The 16435-nt window shown below is 59.7% G+C and carries 12 protein-coding genes and 5 pseudogenes; 7 read left to right on the top strand and 10 right to left on the bottom strand.

Annotation, left to right across the window (positions count from 1 at the left end; translation table 11 throughout):
• Nucleotides 1–127 precede the first annotated feature (127 nt).
• The 6 genes and pseudogenes from EN808_RS30810 to EN808_RS30785 all read left to right on the top strand — a co-directional run.
• A pseudogene (locus EN808_RS30810) lies at nucleotides 128–821 on the top strand (IS110 family transposase); the annotation flags it as partial.
• A gap of 361 nt (nucleotides 822–1182) precedes the next feature.
• Nucleotides 1183–2445, top strand: coding sequence for a serine hydrolase (locus EN808_RS30805; RefSeq protein ID WP_210235473.1), 1263 nt, complete (start codon nucleotides 1183–1185; stop codon nucleotides 2443–2445).
• Nucleotides 2446–3084: 639 nt separating this feature from the next.
• The gene (locus EN808_RS30800) at nucleotides 3085–4677 is read left to right on the top strand and encodes an isocitrate lyase (RefSeq protein ID WP_135917802.1); all 1593 of its coding nucleotides are present in this window, start codon (nucleotides 3085–3087) and stop codon (nucleotides 4675–4677) included.
• A 119-nt stretch (nucleotides 4678–4796) separates the two neighbouring features.
• A pseudogene (gene gltA, locus EN808_RS30795) lies at nucleotides 4797–6056 on the top strand (citrate synthase).
• Nucleotides 6057–6083: 27 nt separating this feature from the next.
• A complete protein-coding gene (locus tag EN808_RS30790; RefSeq protein ID WP_135917801.1) occupies nucleotides 6084–7109 on the top strand; it encodes a GlxA family transcriptional regulator in 1026 nt (341 codons plus the stop codon).
• A gap of 53 nt (nucleotides 7110–7162) precedes the next feature.
• Nucleotides 7163–7600 (top strand): transposase, encoded by a 438-nt coding sequence (locus EN808_RS30785; protein ID WP_135917800.1) that lies wholly within the window; start codon nucleotides 7163–7165, stop codon nucleotides 7598–7600.
• 299 nt (nucleotides 7601–7899) lie between these two features.
• Here the strand turns inward: EN808_RS30785 and EN808_RS30775 are convergent, their stop codons facing one another.
• The 8 genes and pseudogenes from EN808_RS30775 to EN808_RS37310 all read right to left on the bottom strand — a co-directional run bounded on the left by EN808_RS30775 (nucleotide 7900) and on the right by EN808_RS37310 (nucleotide 14000).
• Nucleotides 7900–8205 carry a hypothetical protein gene (locus EN808_RS30775; protein ID WP_135917799.1) on the bottom strand — a complete coding sequence of 102 codons (306 nt, stop codon included), beginning with the start codon at nucleotides 8203–8205 and terminating at the stop codon, nucleotides 7900–7902.
• Between the two features lie 53 nt (nucleotides 8206–8258).
• On the bottom strand, nucleotides 8259–9026 hold the full coding sequence (locus EN808_RS30770; RefSeq protein WP_135917798.1) for a hypothetical protein: 768 nt from the start codon (nucleotides 9024–9026) through the stop codon (nucleotides 8259–8261).
• Between the two features lie 84 nt (nucleotides 9027–9110).
• Entirely contained in the window at nucleotides 9111–9464 is a 354-nt protein-coding gene (locus EN808_RS30765) for a DUF4158 domain-containing protein (RefSeq protein WP_210235471.1), read from the bottom strand.
• Nucleotides 9465–9480: 16 nt separating this feature from the next.
• Nucleotides 9481–10374, bottom strand: coding sequence for an ISKra4 family transposase (locus EN808_RS30760; protein ID WP_135917797.1), 894 nt, complete (start codon nucleotides 10372–10374; stop codon nucleotides 9481–9483).
• Nucleotides 10375–10503: 129 nt separating this feature from the next.
• On the bottom strand, nucleotides 10504–10812 hold the full coding sequence (locus tag EN808_RS30755; RefSeq protein WP_135917796.1) for a hypothetical protein: 309 nt from the start codon (nucleotides 10810–10812) through the stop codon (nucleotides 10504–10506).
• A gap of 171 nt (nucleotides 10813–10983) precedes the next feature.
• Nucleotides 10984–11748, bottom strand: a complete 765-nt coding sequence (gene istB / locus EN808_RS30750) for an IS21-like element helper ATPase IstB (RefSeq protein ID WP_189524198.1) — start codon at nucleotides 11746–11748, stop codon at nucleotides 10984–10986.
• Between the two features lie 29 nt (nucleotides 11749–11777).
• Entirely contained in the window at nucleotides 11778–13301 is a 1524-nt protein-coding gene (istA, locus tag EN808_RS30745; RefSeq protein ID WP_135917795.1) for an IS21 family transposase, read from the bottom strand.
• Between the two features lie 150 nt (nucleotides 13302–13451).
• Nucleotides 13452–14000: pseudogene (locus EN808_RS37310) on the bottom strand (plasmid pRiA4b ORF-3 family protein).
• Nucleotides 14001–14141: 141 nt separating this feature from the next.
• Here EN808_RS37310 and EN808_RS37305 point away from each other — a divergent pair.
• Nucleotides 14142–14537: pseudogene (locus EN808_RS37305) on the top strand (transposase); the annotation flags it as partial.
• A gap of 267 nt (nucleotides 14538–14804) precedes the next feature.
• Here the strand turns inward: EN808_RS37305 and EN808_RS30725 are convergent.
• Complete coding sequence (locus EN808_RS30725) at nucleotides 14805–15866, bottom strand: NAD(P)-dependent oxidoreductase (RefSeq protein ID WP_135917792.1); 1062 nt, start codon at nucleotides 15864–15866, stop codon at nucleotides 14805–14807.
• Between the two features lie 228 nt (nucleotides 15867–16094).
• A pseudogene (locus EN808_RS30720) lies at nucleotides 16095–16429 on the bottom strand (recombinase family protein); the annotation flags it as partial.
• Between the last annotated feature and the right edge of the window lie 6 nt (nucleotides 16430–16435).

Raw genomic sequence — 16435 nt, 5'->3', positions numbered from 1 at the left:
ATTTGGACCCGATCCGCAGATCACCATACCGGCCCGCGCTTCTTGAAAGGCCGCAACGAAAAGCCTGAGAGAAGAACGCACTCGATCACCGGCACATCAGGTTGGAAGGCTTCTTGCATCAAGGGCGCAACCAGAGAAGAACGATGCGGCCGATGCTGAAGCGATCTGTGAAGCTGCACAGCGGCCGACCATGCGGTTCAGACGATCAACGCGATACGGGGCCATCTTGCCGAGTTTGGACTTGTGGCTGCGCAGGGCCTCTTCCACGTCGCCAAGCTTGTCGCTGCGATTGAGGGTGCGGATTCCACTATACTCGAACCCGCACGCCCGATCTTGTCTCTGCTCGTTGAGCAACTTCGGTCGCTGGATGAGAGGGTGGCTGTACTCGATCGCGAGATTGCCCGGCGCGCCAAGGAGGATGCGGAAGCCAAGCGGTTGATGACCATTCCCGGCATAGGACCGATCACTGCGACAGCTCTGGCAGCATTGGCTCCTTCGGCCTCCATCTTCAAAAAGGGCGGGACTTCGCAGCTTGGCTGGGGCTCACCCCGCTACAACGTTCCACCGGCGGCAAGCAGAAGCTTGGCGAGACATCTCGGATGGGCGAGCGAACCCTGCGTCGGCTGTTGATCATTGGGGCGAGCGCCACCGTGCGATGGGCTATGCGGAAGGGATCGACGGGGGATCCTTGGCTCTCGCGGATGCTTGAGCGCAAGCCACCCATGCTGGTGATCGTCGCCCTAGCCAACAAGACAGCGCGCATCGTGTGGGCATTGATGACCAAAGGCGGGATCTACCGATCGCCAGCCATGGTAGGATAGTCCGCTCCGGAGCGGTGCGGCAGCGATGTGCTCAAGTTTCTGCACGAGCGCCGACACGACCTCCGAAGCCCGGCTTAATTCTGGACAGAGACAGATAATTCTGGACGGCACACCGACGGGGCCAAAACCGCAGAGAGTGACCGGACCTGATCCCCTGCGGCATCAGGTTTGACTCGTCGGCAACGAATATTCTCAAAAATCAGAAATTATAATCTCTTTTATCAATAATAGTGTGGACACCAGGAAGGGCCCGTGAAATGTTGTCCCGACAAAGGTCGTTTGAGAGCCGAGTCCTAGCAACTCTCCGACTTCTGATGCAGACGTTTTTTCTGCGAGCCGGGAAAGGATTGAAATTATGAGAGTGAGCGAAAAGTCGGGGTCCGATGTCGCTTCAACCGAGGGTCCCGTTAAGGATGTTGGTGCTCAGAAAGGCACGAACGTGGTAAGTCCGTCTACCGACCATAAGCCAAATTTGTCGGTGCAACTTTTTTGGAGCCCAGAGGAAAAGAGTACTAACCACCGGTCTATGCAAAAACTGTTTCCTAGCCGCACGATTGAAGCGGGTGGGCAGCCACATCCACTGCCTCGCGACGAGAACATCACTTTCAATTATCGCGTAGGAGACGTCACCTACAACGTCGATGACTTCTTTCAGCGTGCGAGGATTTCGGGCCTGTTGGTGATCAAGAATGGCCATATCGTCTTTGAACGATACGGGAATGGCTATTCGGACCGTGACCTCGGCGACTCTCGATCCATGGCCAAATCCATGACATCAGTAATGTTAGGTCTCGCACTCAAAGATGGCTATATCAGTAGCTTGGATGACGTCGTGGAGACTTATGTACCAGAATTCAAAGATACCCTCTGGGGGAAAGTATCTCTCCGCCACTTAGCGCAGGGGCTGAGCGGTGTTCCTTTTTGGGAAATCTATGATGATAAGTCGGACCTTACCGACATGCTAGAGTGCGTCTGTGAGGATCGGCCACGCGCCTTGCTGCCATTATTAGTGCATGTGGGTTCGCGGACGGGCGAAGAAATCCAGCCTGGCTCACACTTCAAGTATTCTTCGGCTGATTCCACGGTTATGGCGATTGTCGTGGAGCGTGCGGCGGGGAAACAATTTACATGTTACCTTTCCGAGCGAGTCTGGAAGCCCTTCGGCATGGAGAGCGACGGTTATTGGCTTGTCGCAAAAGAGGGTGGGTTTACCTACGGCGAGTCCGGGTTTGGAGCGACTTTGCGTGACTATGGTCGAATGGGACTTTATTTGCTGCACAACGGCGTGCTACCAGATGGCACCAACACACTACCTGATGGCTACATGCGCGAAGCGACAACTCCCAGTCTGCCGTCCATCGAATCTAAGAGTCCATACGGTTACTATTGGTGGCTCGATTCATGGTGGCAGAATGACCGAGAGGCGCGGGGGGAGGTGATGTCCGAACCCATGCTCGGAGCGGAAAGCACCTTTTACGCGCTCGGAAACAGCGGTCAATTGCTTATGGTAAATCCGATGGAAAATCTAGTGATGGTCAAGTGGGCTGCGACGGATACGTACTCCGCTGCAGGCCGCGTGGATACTGTAGAAGCAATTATCTCAATCGTTAAGCAACTTCACTGAGCGTCCCGGATGGGCGGCGGCATTTCGATTGCGTCACCCAAGAATGTTCCCAAAAGAACAATGCCGTTGCGTCACTCGATTGTTCTCGATTGTATCGCGCGTTTTTCCGATCATGCCCCAGCAGGTGGTTACATGACAAAGGTGGCAAAGCCGCTCGCGAGCGCCCTCTAGGCATCATAGCGAGCGAGCGGCTTTGCGGGCGCACATCGCTGATTGTCCGGTAGGGCCAGATCAATCGCCTGAAGACACTCAAACGAGCGATGTACGGACGTGCTGGCGCCGAATTGCTTCGGGCAAGAATGCTGCCACTTCGCCACACACTTTGAGGCAGAGCCGTTAAACGTGAGATTGCGCCCACTTCGCTCAACCGCTGCACCTAATCATGAGATTCAATGCCCCCGAGTCTCAATGAGACCGGTAACTTCTCTGGGGTTAGGCGGCGCGCAGGAGAGGCGGTTTGGGCTTGAATAGTGGTGGTACCTTCGACTCTGTTTGCCAAGCGGAAAACCTCAGGGCCGCACACAGCTTTACATAATTACACAGAATGGTTGTAAGTCTTACAACATGACAATTTCCCCTCTCGGCCCAGCCTGCTTTCCGCCGTACTTAGCCGAATTCGCATCATTAAAGGCCCGAGCAATGTCATACCTGACCACCGTCGAGGAGGCGGCCAAAGCAATTAGCCCCAACAAGAATTGGCAAGGCATTTCGGGAGAGGCCGTCGCGCGCATGCGGTTGCAGAACCGGTTGCGGAACGGGCTCGACATCGCCAAGTGGACCGCGGACATCATGCGAAAAGACATGGCCGCGTATGACGAGGATCCAAGCCAATATACCCAGTCGCTTGGGTGCTGGCACGGGTTCATCGGACAGCAGAAGGTTATTTCGATAAAGAAGCATTTCGGCACGACCGATCGTCGCTACCTCTACCTCTCGGGCTGGATGGTCGCAGCCCTTCGCTCCGAGTTCGGCCCGCTGCCGGACCAGTCCATGCACGAGAAGACCAGCGTCCCCGCGTTGATCGAGGAGCTCTACACCTTCTTGCGGCAGGCCGATGCCCGCGAGCTCGGCATGATTTTTCGAGAGCTGGACAAAGCAAAGCAGACTGGCGACGCACCACTGCAGCGCCAGCTGCTTGCCTCGATAGATAATTATCAAACCCATGTTGTTCCGGTAATCGCGGACATTGATGCAGGCTTTGGCAATGCGGAGGCGACCTACCTTCTGGCCAAGAAAATAATCGAAGCCGGGGCATGCGCCCTCCAGATCGAAAACCAGGTGTCAGACGAGAAACAGTGCGGCCATCAGGACGGCAAGGTTACCGTCCCGCACGAAGATTTTGTCGCCAAGATCCGGGCCTGCCGATACGCCTTCCTCGAGCTTGGGATCGACGACGGAGTTATCGTTGCGAGGACCGACCCTCTCGGCGCAGGCCTCACCAAGCAGATCGCCTTCAGCGCGGCGGAAGGCGACATCGATGACATCTACAACTCCTTCCTCGATTGCGAAGAGGTTGGAAACGGCGAGATTTCAAACGGGGATGTTCTCATCGCCCGGGGCTCGAAGGTCCTGCGTCCCAAGCGGCTTCGTTCAAACCTCTTCCAGTTCCGGGCAGGTACGGGCGAGGACAGATGCATTCTGGACAGCATCAATGCTCTGCAGAACGGCGCCGACCTGCTTTGGATCGAAACCGAGAAGCCGCATATCGAACAGATCGCAGGAATGGTGGACCGCATCCGAGAGGTCATTCCCAACGCGAAACTCGTCTACAACAACTCGCCGTCCTTCAACTGGACGCTTAACTTCCGCCAGCAGGTTTTTGACGCCTGGCTTTCAGAAGACAAGGATGTCACCAGCTACAATCGCGCAAAACTGATGAGCGCGGAATATGACAGCTCGGAACTCGCCCTCGAGGCGGACGAGAGGATCCGGACCTTCCAGCGCGACGCAGCGGCGCGGGCGGGCATCTTCCATCACCTGATCACCTTGCCTACCTACCACACCGCCGCCTTATCGACTGACAATCTCGCCAAGGAATACTTCGGCGAACAGGGGATGTTGGGTTGCGTAGCCAACGTTCAGCGCAGCGAAATCCGCCAGGGCATTGCTTGCGTGAAGCACCAGAGCATGGCCGGGTCCGATCTGGGCGACGACCACAAGGAGTATTTTACTGGTTACGCGGCCCTAAAGGCCGGTGGCGCCCACAACACCATGAACCAGTTCGCGGCATGACGACCGCGAACGTCAGCAAACGCTTTGTGACGCCCGCATCCGCCGGGTCCGCAGCGCCTGAATCCGAGAGAGCGATACCCTTGCGCGCAGTTCAGCAATTCGGAGGCGCGGTTCTTGAGATAGATGGACAGAGGCACGCCCTCGACATCTGTCGCGGCACGACAGGACCGGACGTCATCGACATCGGTGCGCTCTATTGCGCCACCGGCGCCTTCACTTACGACCCCGGCTTTACTTCGACGGCAAGCTGCGAGTCCGAGATCACCTTCATCGACGGCGATGCCGGTATTCTTCTCCACCGCGGCTATCCGATCGACCAGCTGGCCGAACACGGCGACTTCCTCGAAGTCTGCTATCTCCTGCTCTACGGCGAATTGCCGACCAAGGCGCAGAAGGACGATTTCGATTACCGCGTGACGCGCCACACAATGGTGCATGAGCAGATGTCGCGCTTCTTCACCTTCCGCCGCGACGCGCACCCGATGGCGGTGATGTGCGGCGTGGTCGGCGCGCTGTCGGCCTTCTATCACGACTCCACTGATATCTCGGACCCCTACCAGCGCATGGTCGCCTCGATGCGGCTGATCGCCAAGATGCCGACGATCGCGGCCATGGCCTACAAGTACCACATCGGCCAACCCTTCATTTACCCGAAGAATGATCTCGGCTTCGCGGCAAACTTCCTGCATATGTGCTTCGCCGTGCCGTGCGAGGAATACAAGATCAACCCGGTGCTGGCGCGTGCCATGGAGCGCATCTTCATCCTGCACGCCGATCACGAGCAGAACGCCTCAACCTCGACCGTCCGCCTCGCCGGCTCGTCGGGCGCCAATCCGTTTGCCTGCATCGCCGCCGGCATCGCCTGTTTGTGGGGACCGGCCCATGGCGGCGCCAACGAGGCGGCCTTGAACATGCTGGGCGAGATCGGCCATGTCGACCACATCCCGGAATTCATCGCCCGCGCCAAGGACAAGAACGATCCGTTCCGGCTGATGGGCTTTGGCCACCGCGTCTACAAGAATTACGATCCGCGTGCCAAGATCATGCAGAAGACGGCGCATGAGGTGCTGGGCGAACTCGGCATCAAGGACGATCCGCTGCTCGACATCGCCATGGAACTGGAAAAGATCGCGCTGACCGATCCCTATTTCATCGAGAAGAAGCTCTATCCGAATGTCGACTTCTATTCCGGCATCACGCTGAAGGCGTTGGGCTTCCCCACCACCATGTTCACCGTGCTGTTCGCGGCGCCCGCACCGTCGGCTGGATCGCGCAGTGGAAGGAAATGATCGAGGATCCGCATCAGAAGATCGGGCCGCCCGCGCCAGCTCTACACCGGCGCGCCGGAGCGCGACCTCGTGCCGATTGCGAAGCGCTAAGTTCAGCCAATTGCGAATAGGGTTTTGATGGCGCGTGTACAGACCCCTCGCCGCACGTTTAGCTTTTACCTGCTGCCTGCCTTTTCACTGCAGGCATTCTCTAGCGCGGTCGAGGTTTTGAAGCTCGCGAATGAGGTGGTTGAGCAAGATGATTATGGCTGGCAAGTTGTATCCAACGACGGACAGCCTGTGAGCTCCAGTTGCCGAGTCGTCGTCGGTGCGGACACCGCATTGGCATTCGAGCGTCAAAAGTCCTACGAGCCAAATTCGGCATCGGTCGTCGTGGTGGGTGGCTGTCGTGCTTTTCCTGCCTCGAACATACAGCTTGATGCTTGGCTAAGAGAATGTCGCTACCACCGCATGTGGCTTCTGGGAATCAGCAGCGGCACCATGGTTCTTGCACGTGCGGGGCTGGCTGAAGGCCGCCGTTGCGCCGTTCATTGGGAACACTACCCCCTTTTTTCCGAGCAGTTCCCGAACGTGACGGCAGCTCAGACGACGTTTGAGCAAGATGGGGACTTGCATACCTGCTCGGGTGGGGATGCCCCCTTCGATATGTTCCTGCGATTGGTCGAGCGGGATCACGGAATCATGGTCGCCAATCGGATCCGCGAAAAGGCCGTCGCCTACAGAACCCGTTCCGCCGGTGAACGTCAGCGCCTTCCCATTCATTCGCGTGTGCGCTCGAATCATAGGGCGGTGATCAAAGTCATCAACCATATGGAGGCGACGGTAGGCAATCCAGTACACGTCAAGGTGCTGGCAGCGACAGCTTGCCTCTCGCGCCGCCAGGTTGAACGGCTCTTCGAACGCGAGTTAGGGCGATCGCCCAGCCGCTACTACCTTGAGCTTCGCCTTGAACGCGCGCATCTGCTTCTTGTCAGTTCGAGCATTTCGGTCGTGGAAATTGCGATAGCGTGCGGTTTTGTTTCGGCGTCACACTTCTCAAAGGTATATCGTGAAACCTATGGGCATGCGCCACATCAGACACGATTGATCGCACGCCGAAATGAATCCGATGCTCCGGCGGGCACTGCTAATCTTCAATTGTAAGCGTTTCATCAAGGCACCTTGCAATGGGCCGATGAACATGGAGCTTTCGCGCCATGACATTGGAACATGCAGAGGGCGATGTGGTCGCCGAGATCAGCGGCGCCGCGGCGTCTGAAGATGGTGCAGCGATGCCCGGCCGTGCGCGGCAACGGAGGCTGTGGAGTTGCGCGGAGAAGCGGGCGCTGGTCGACCTTGCGAGCGCGGCGGGGTCGTCGGTGACCGAGGTCGCGCAAGCGTTCGGCGTGGCTGCGTCACAGCTCTATGCGTGGCGCAAGCAGATGGCCGGCGGCGAGCTCGATGTCGACCAGGCGATGGCGACCTTCGCGCGGATCGAGGTGAATGATCTGCCCGAGGTCGAACGCCCCGTTGCCGATTGCCCTGACCCGGCCGGCAGGATCGTCGTGGCCTTTCCGAACGGCGCGCGATTGCGGATCGACGGGACCGTCGATCCGACAGCGCTGCGCATCGTCCTGTCGGAGTTGACCAGGTGATCACGGTGGTGCCGACCGACCGGATTTACCTGTGCTGCGGCGCCACCGACATGCGCCGCGGGATCAACAGCCTGGCGCGGATGGTGCAACAGGTGCTCGCGCTCAATCCTCACACGGGCGCGATCTTCTGCTTCCGTGGCCGCAAGGGTCATATCATAAAAATTTTGGCTCATGACGACCAGGGGTTCTGCCTATTCACAAAGCGGCTTTCCGACGGCTGTTTTGCCTGGCCTGTCGCACTGCAGTTAAACGTGAGATTGCGCCCACTTCGCTCAACGAGACCGGTAACTTCTCTGGGGTTAGGCGGCGCGCAAGATAGGCGGTTTGGGCTTGAATAGTGGTGGCACCTTCGACTCTGGCTGTCGGAAGGGCGCCCGCAATCGATTGCGAAGCTCGCCGTTGAAATCTGCCGTCCTGACCTGCATGAGCATGTGAGCACCGTGGAGCGACCACCGCATCTCCTGCTTCTTGACCATCCGCTTGCCGACAAGTGAATTCACCGCCGATTCAGCCAGAGTCGTTGCGAAGCGAAGCCCGGCTTGGTAGCCCTTGCCATAGTTGACGATCGCGCCGCGGTTCGAACGGATATAGGTCAGGAGCTGCAAGCCGAGGCTTTGAAGTCAGACGATGGAGAACTCGCTGCCTCCTTGCGAAGCCTTCACCCTCCCAAGAGTTGCTCCAGATCGGTGATCGCGCGATCGGCCCGCCCATGCCACAGGCGCCACTTCACCGCTCTGATGTCACGGTCGATTGCGGGAAGCGCTTCAGAGAGACCCGATCGGGATCGAGCCATATGATCGGCGATCTGCTGCATCGGCTGGACCTTCATGGCGATGTGGAACCAGTCGATAATGTGGGCCGTCGGCTTCGGCATTGCGCGGGGTAGCCGCTTCAGGATCTCGGCGCCGTCCGAAATCACCGTCACATCGCCAAAGCCGCGGTAGCCTACTTCCCGAAGGGCATGAAGGGCGCGATCCAGGATTGCCCGTTGGTCGGTGCTGCTGGTCACGAAATAGCGACCGCCGTCTTCGCCCCGCCCGCCGCGGCCGCATCGGGCCACAACGAGCTCGAAGTTGCGCGCTGAATTGGAATCGGCGCTGCGAACATGCGCAGTATCGATGCTGATGACGAACTCTTTGCGTCGATCGCCGGGAAGCTGCATTTCAAGCTGGCGCCGTTCGGCGGTTTGCGCCCTTGCGTGAAATTCTTCCTCAGCAACCTGATCGTCGAGCCGTTCGCCAATCCTGATGGTTCGCTTGCGCACGGTGGCGTGCGTCTCGGTCGGCTCAACGGGCAGGAATTCGGCAAGCACTCTGGCAGCCTGCCGGTACGGCATCATGCTCCCCAGCCGCGCCGTCAGTTCCATCAGCTCGGATGTCGCTCGATCCGGGCAGATCTCCCGCAGCGGCGCAAAGGCAACGACCATGCCTGGGTAACAATCCCGACACAGCATCCAACGAGGATTGCGCACCTCCACGATGCCAAAGACAGTCCGGATCCGTCGCGTCGTTTACCCCTTGTCCCCGGCAGCCGCTGCGTCGATAGCAGCCAAAAGTGCTGCACGCCGGTCTTTCTTGTTGGCCATGTGTAGGCCGAGATGTTCGGTCAGGAAGCGGCTGTGCTCGAAACGTGTCTGCACTCGACGCGCGTAGACGGCGTAATCCTGCGAGTCTCCTCCGAGCTGGTCGGCCAAGTAGCGGATGACCGTCGCATGAGGCTGCTCGTCTTCTCCCAACAGACGGCCAGTATGACGCATGACGCAAAGCTGGACGGCGAAGCCCAGTTTATTATGCGTGCGGCGACGCACCTCACATTCCAACCGGTCAATTGGATCGAGAGTGTAGTGCCGGAGCAGAGGGAGCATGAAAGAGCTGGGGGAGTCACGCCGCCATTTTCGCCTCGTTCGTTGAAGACCGCCGTTCCGTGCGCCAGCGCTTGAAATCGTTTTCGAGAGTGCCGTCGAGCACGCGGGTTCGCAATTGCATGAGCAGATGAACACTACGCGGCGTCCATTGCATCTGTTGTTTCTTGGCGAAACGCTTGGCGATCACCTGGTTGACCGTTGACTCGACGAAAGCCGTCGACACCACTTCGCCATAGCGGTGCCGTTCGGCGTAATTCGGGATGAGATCGGCGTTTTTTTCGATGTAGCGGTTGAATTCCAACAGATACCGGCGCAGCTTGCGAACCTCTGGCGGCGGATCGGCGATGAGATCAAACCCATCGGTGAAGTCCTCAACAAGGATGAGTGCTCTGCCGACGTTACCATGCCAAAGATGATGTTTCACGCTTTCGAGCGTTGCGACGGCTGCGGGCGCTGCGGCGCTGAGCGGCGGAGGCAGGCCGCGGGCCATCTGTTGGAGCACTGTGATGCGCATGGTGATGTGGAAATAGTCGAGAACGTGTTCCGCGTTGGGGCGCATGTAATATTGGAGGTCTCGCAAATTGCAGGCGCCATCCGACATGAAGGTCACCTCCTGGTTCATAGCGATGCCCTGATCGATGAGAAGTTCGTGCAGGCGGCGCTTCGGTTTTTCGTCGTGCCCCGCCACAAAGCCAAATCGCCGTGCAGGTCCTTCTTCGGGCACGGACTTGCCGACGATCACCTGGAAGTTTGTCGGTCTGTCGGTCCAACTACGCACGTAGCCTCCATCGATGCCGATCGTCACCGGTGGTCCGGGGATCGGCATCTTGTTCCATTCGGCCTGGCATCCACTCGCGAACATGGCCTGCTCGGGGCCGAGCTCGGCTTCGAGACGCACGGCGACGGGCATTGCGTCGTTCCTGATCGTCGACGCGTTCACGGGATAGGCAATACGTCTGCCAGCAGAGCGGCAGTTGCGCCGTAGGCCGCAAGCGAGGCCCAACGCGCCTCGAGCGCAAGCAGATCAGGTGTGACGCGTTCAGGTAGAGCGGCCACGACAGGCGCGACAGCGCCGGGTACCTCGTGACATCGGCAGCATCGATATCGTAGGCTCGGCAGCGCGAGCTTGCCAAAGCACGTGCGCACGGTGATTGTTCGCTTGTCCTTGAGTTGCCGGGGCCGAAGTCAACACGGATCTGGAGTGCAGCAAGGGCCTTCTTCGCTTCTTCCAGGTCAAGCCGAGCTCCTCGATCAACAGCGCACCGTCTGTTCGGTCGAAGCCGATAATCTCTTGCGTTTCGCCTGCTGCGTCGCCGCCGTCGATCATGAGTTGAATGGCAAAGCGCATCCACATCCCTCCTTGTCTGCTGGAGAGGGAAGCATGCCAACCTGTTGAGGTCAGCCTGCGCATTTCGCGGAATGTGGGCGGCGATTTCACGCGATCTCGGGCACGTGTTTCACGCCATCGTGGGCAGCCATTTCGCGGTCGCGGGCAAGGCTGGTCGACGCTTGCATGGAGTCAGGCCTGGCCGGTTTGGTCAAGTGTTTTCGTGATTGCCCCGCGCCGCCGCAGGCTTTCACCTGAGAGGTTGAGGCGGTGGGCATTGTGGACGAGCCGGTCGAGGATGGCATCGGCGAGGGTCGGGTCGCCGATGGCTTCGTGCCAGTGATCGACGGGCAACTGGCTGGTGACAACAGTCGAGCCGCGTTCATGGCGATCTTCGAGGATTTCCAGCAGGTCGCGTCGTTCCGTGGCGGTCAGGACCGATAGCCCCCAATCGTCCAGGATCAGCACCTCCACGCGGGCGATGGCCTTGAGCATGCGGGCATGCCGCCCGTCGCCCCTGGCGATGGCGAGCGCCTCGAACAGGCGCGGCATGCGATGGTAGGCGGCGGAGCGGCCATCGCGGCAGGCCTTGTGGCCGAGCGCGCAGGCGATCCAGCTTTTGCCGAGGCCGGTCGGGCCGGTGATGAGTAGGTTCTCGTGGCGCTGGATCCAGCTGCCGTCGATCAGATGGGCCATAACGGCGCGGTCAATGCCGCGCGCGGTGCGCAAATCGAGATCCTCGACGCAGGCCGACTGCCGGAGGGCTGCGAACTTCAACCGAGCGACCAGGCGCTTGGCGTCGCGGTCCGCGGCTTCACGGTCGACCAGGAGGCCGAGCCGGTCTTCGAAGCCGAGCGGCTCGAAGGTGGTCTGGGCCTGACGCTGTTCATCCAGCGCCTTGGCCATGCCGGTCAGGCCGAGCGTCATCAGTTGCTCGGAGGTGGGGTGAGTCAGCAAGGGTCAGTCTCCTTTTAATGATAGTAACCTTAGCCACGGATATTGGCATGTTGCAGAGGGCGCTCCTCGGGGGCCTCGTCCAGGAAGGCCCGGTCGAGACCGGTCTGAAGGATCGAGCGGATCGAAGCGACGGAGCGCGCGCGGATCGACAGCCCCCGCCGGCAGGCGGCATCGAGGCGCGCCACATCATAGCTCCTGGTCAGGGCCAGAACACCAAGGCAGGTGCGGAATCCTTGCTCCGGGTGAGGACGATCAGCCATCACCGCCTCGCAGAAGGCCATGACGGACGGGCCAAGTCTTGCGGCTGTCGCCAGTACCCGGGCCGGGGTCCATTCGGCATGACGCCGATGCGCCGAGGGCATGTGCTCGGGCAGCGTTACATGACTGCGCCGTCCGGGGCAGCGGGGATGGCTGGCCACCCGGCGGCCGCCATGGAATATCTCGACGATGGCCCCGCAGACCCGGACATCCACCTCCTGCCGGATCAGACCGAAGGGGACGGAATACCACGAACTGTCTACCTCGACGTGGTAATCAGGTGCGACGCGGCAGCGCTTCCAGCGCGCAAACACATAGGGGGCCCCAGGCAGCGGTTGCAGATGCGGCCGATCCAGCGTGGCGAAGAGATCAGCGCGGCTGGCGCCGTAGCCGCGCATGACGCGCATGTTCAACTCGTCCAGCAGCCGCCGGATCGCCGCGTTCAGTTCGGTCAGCGAGAAGAACTGGCGATTGCGCAGCCGGGCGAGGATCCAGCGCTGAGCCACCTGGACCGCAACCTCGACCTTGGCTTTATCCTTGGGCCGACGTGGTCGGGCGGGTAGGATCGCAGTTCCGTAATGCGCCGCCATCTCGGCATAGGTGCGGTTCAGCCCGGGATCGAAGCGGTCGGCCTTGACCACCGCCGCCTTGAGATTGTCAGGGACCACCACCTTCGGTACGCCGCCGAGGAAGGCGAACATCCGGACATGGGCGCCGATCCAGTCCTCCAGCCCCTCGGTCGCGAGGGCCTCGGCATAGGTGTGGTTCGAGGCTCCCATCGCCGCAACGAACAGCTTCATAGCCCGCGCCTCGCCGGTCACCGGGTCGATCACGTCGATCGTGTCCCCGGCGAAGTCGAGGAAAACCTTCTCGCCACCCACATGCGTCTGCCGCATCGTCGGGCGGACGCGGCCCTTCCAGGCATCGAAATGGACGCAGAACCAGGTATAGGCAAAGCCGGTGGGATGGGCCGCCCGGTATTCTTCCCACAACAGCATCCGGGTTACCCCGGGGCGCCGCAGTTCTCGATCGATCATTGCCCAATCCGGGATCGGGCGATGCGGATCTGGCACCGTCGGCGACGCCGGAAACAGAAGGAGCTCCAGACCGTCGTCATCAAGACCGCCCGGCAAGGGCCAGCCCGGTCCGGCCTGCCGCGCCCGCAGGACATAGGCGCCGACGCTTCCCTTGCCGAGACCGAGAGAGGCGGCAATCGCCCGCTCGCTCAGCCCCTGGCCAAACTTCAATCGCAAAACATCCCGTATTCGGCGCATGGTCAGTCGTTCCGTCGGCATCTCGCCCCTCCCTCATTCCAGAAGGGGCTTCTATCGTTAGTCTGCCGACCAGACCCGCCTACAATCCCGCAAAAATGCTGCCCATCATCGCGCGAAAGGCGCGCCCATCATCCTCCGAAATCACTGCCCGCCATCACCCGAAACACGCAGTCAGCCCCTTGTGAACCTCGAAAGTTCGCGTTTCAGAGCCGCATTCACCTCGCGCCGGCTGAAGCGACCCGCTTCGAAGGCGCGCAGTGGATCATCGTCCTCTAGCTCCTCGTCGAAATATTCTTCATCTCGACGATGCAGCGGATCGATGTCGCCGAAGCGGAACCGGTGGAGGAGCACGTCATAGCCTCTTGGGCCACCAATATCTTCGGGCGGGCCGGCGCGCGCGCCAGCGATGCAGATCGGGTAGACCTTGCCCGGCTCTCGCTCAAGCTTGGCCTCAACACGGATCTCGTGTTCCCACACAGATCGCCGAAATCATACTCGTATCGAATGCGCTGGCGCACACGCAGTTGAAGATCCGTGAGCGTGACCTCCTTTACCTACCCCGTCCCGGTGGCGCTCGCCTGTCCGCGTTGTGCCATAATGCCTGCCATGCAGCTTGAAAGCGTGCAGATGATAATCCTCCCAGCCGAAGGCGATCTGGATTGTTCGGTGCAGACCGAAGAGCGTCATTTCTTCCGATACCAGCAGCCTGCGACAAATCATCGGCGAGATTCGTCGCAAGCTCACTTTCAACCGGTAAACACCAGATGCGCCATCATCAGACATGGCGCCCACGCTAACCCATAGCGGACGGCGCCCCCAACTTTTTCATGCTCCCCCTTGCCGGCCGACGCTGCGATCACCCAGTTGGTCGACGCCGCCAAGCTGCGTTGGCGGATCGAGCGAGACTATCAGGAACTCAAGCAGGAACTGGGACTGGGCCACTACGAAGGCCGAGGGTGGCGGGGCTTCCACCACCACGCCAGCCTCTGTATCGCCGCCTATGGCTTCTTGGTCTCTCTGAGGGAGACGATTCCCCCCTCAACTGCAACTCGCGCCCGGGGCCGCCAAACACCTGGTCTTCCCGACGGTCATCGACCCCGCGGCTCCTCCGATCCGGCCAGAGCGGCACGTCCCGACCTCGATCCCAACCCTCAGGCGACGCCTGACTGTGGCCCTGGCCAAACGTCTGCAACGATGTCCGTGCTGCATAAGGGCAATGGACAGTCCGCGTCAGGCTCGCAATTTATGACGCAGTAGTACTAATTCCTCTGTTTGTGATTAACGGCGTCACGCTTGGCGCCTTCGCTTGAAGCTGGCTCCAAAGAGCCCGGTCAGGAAGGCACTAAATGGTACGTGCCCAGTGCTCCTTCCATCGCGTCGCGGCAGATGCCGCCGCCCTTTCCGACGAAGAGCGCCAGCCCGTCACGCTCTGTGACAGAATCGTGCTGCTTCCGATCCATACCAACGGGCCTCCTGTCCGAAGTCGGCAAGGTCATTCCGGCGCGCACCGAGCGAAAGAAGGCTTCACTTAATGCGACCCGAGCTATCTACTCCCATGTACATGGTCGCATCAGCCCGCGTAGCTTCGTAGTGTCTTGGGCGTCCTTCGATAACGGCAAGGCAATCAAGGCATGCATCATAGAAGCAGCGCTCATGACAGTAGAACGCGTCACCAGCAATATGCGGAGTCGTCAGTACATTGGGATGGAAGCGGAATGAAGCGTCCTGCGGCACCGGTTCAACGCTGAAAACATCGACTGCTGCCTTAAGGCGTCTGTTGTTAACGGCATCCCACAGCGCAGCCTCGTCAACGACAGCCATGCAGCTCACGAGTATGAATAGGGCACCGACGGGAAGGGCGTCGAAGACTGTCTTGCCGACTGCGCCCAACGTCGATATGAAGGGTGGAATGCCTACGACAAAGACCTGGGAGGCTGCTGCGAGTTCCTCAAGCGAATTGGTGTGGGTCAATCCCAGCTGACCCGCGCGGGACTTGTCGAGCATCGGGTCGTAAACAGCAGTCTGGCAACCGAAACCGCTGATTAGCTGATGATATCGCCTATTGATACTGCCGTAGCCAGCAAGCCCGATCTTCTTGCCAGCAAGATCACCATACACGTACCCGAAGGCATCCCACGAACTTTGCGGCCAGCCGCCCGCTCGCATAAGTGCGATCGCTGCCGGAACGTCGCGCAATAGATTGAGGGTTTGCGTCAATGCAAATTCTGCAACGCTGGGCGTCATAGAACGCGAGCTGTCGATCAAGACGATGCCGCGCTCGGTCAATGCGTCAATCGAGACAAAGCTGGAAAGGCGGTAATCGAAGGTCCCTCCGATGGCCTTTAGGTGGGGCGCGCTGTCCAGCAGCGCATGGTCCAAAAAGAAGTCAGGCCGCGTCCAGGGAGACACTAGAATAAGATCAGCGCTAGGCAAAGAAGAACGCAAATCGTCCCGCCACGACTGGCTGCTTAGCAGTATCGTTGTCGTAACACCTTTGGTTTCAAGCAGCGCGGCGCCGCGCTTGATCCAGTCTGACATTGGGGGGCGGTCCGAAAGAACGATAATGTTCAAATTTTCGGTGACCATTTCGAAATAGCTCCTTCTTGATACCGCTCCAGTGGGAGGGGTATGCACGTCGATGTCCAGAATGGGAAAAATCTAGCCTCCACGCCGCACCGTATCAATTGGCGCAGAACAATGTTTTGGGTAGAATTGGGTAACCTTATGCAGGTGAAAAAATGCACTCTCCTATTACTCTCAGAACCATCCCGCTTTTGACCGATCTTTCCTCCGTCTCCGAAGTGCCGCCCGGTCCGCAGCGGCGAGGCCGGCCATGGTGCGCTCGCGGATCAGATCCCGCTCGGACTCGGCTAGGGTGCCGAAAATACCGAACACCATGGGGCCGGATGCCGTCGTGGTGTCGATCTGAGCGCCCTTCCCGGTCAGCACCCGCAGACCGATATTGCGATCCGACAGATCCTTCATGATGTTGACCAGGTGGGCAAGCGACCGCCCGAGGCGATCGAGCTTCCAAACAACCAGCACATCGCCGTCACGCAGGGATTTGAGCCAGGCGGCCAGTCCGGGCCGATCGTCGCGGCCTCCGGAAGCGCGATCCTCATAGATATTGGCCTGTCGTCGTGCTGCAGGTCGAG

It is taken from the genome of Mesorhizobium sp. M8A.F.Ca.ET.165.01.1.1 (genome assembly GCF_004792065.1).
GTDB lineage: Bacteria > Pseudomonadota > Alphaproteobacteria > Rhizobiales > Rhizobiaceae > Mesorhizobium.
Note: the sequence above shows the minus strand (reverse complement) of the source record. Positions and strands in the feature narration are given on the sequence as shown.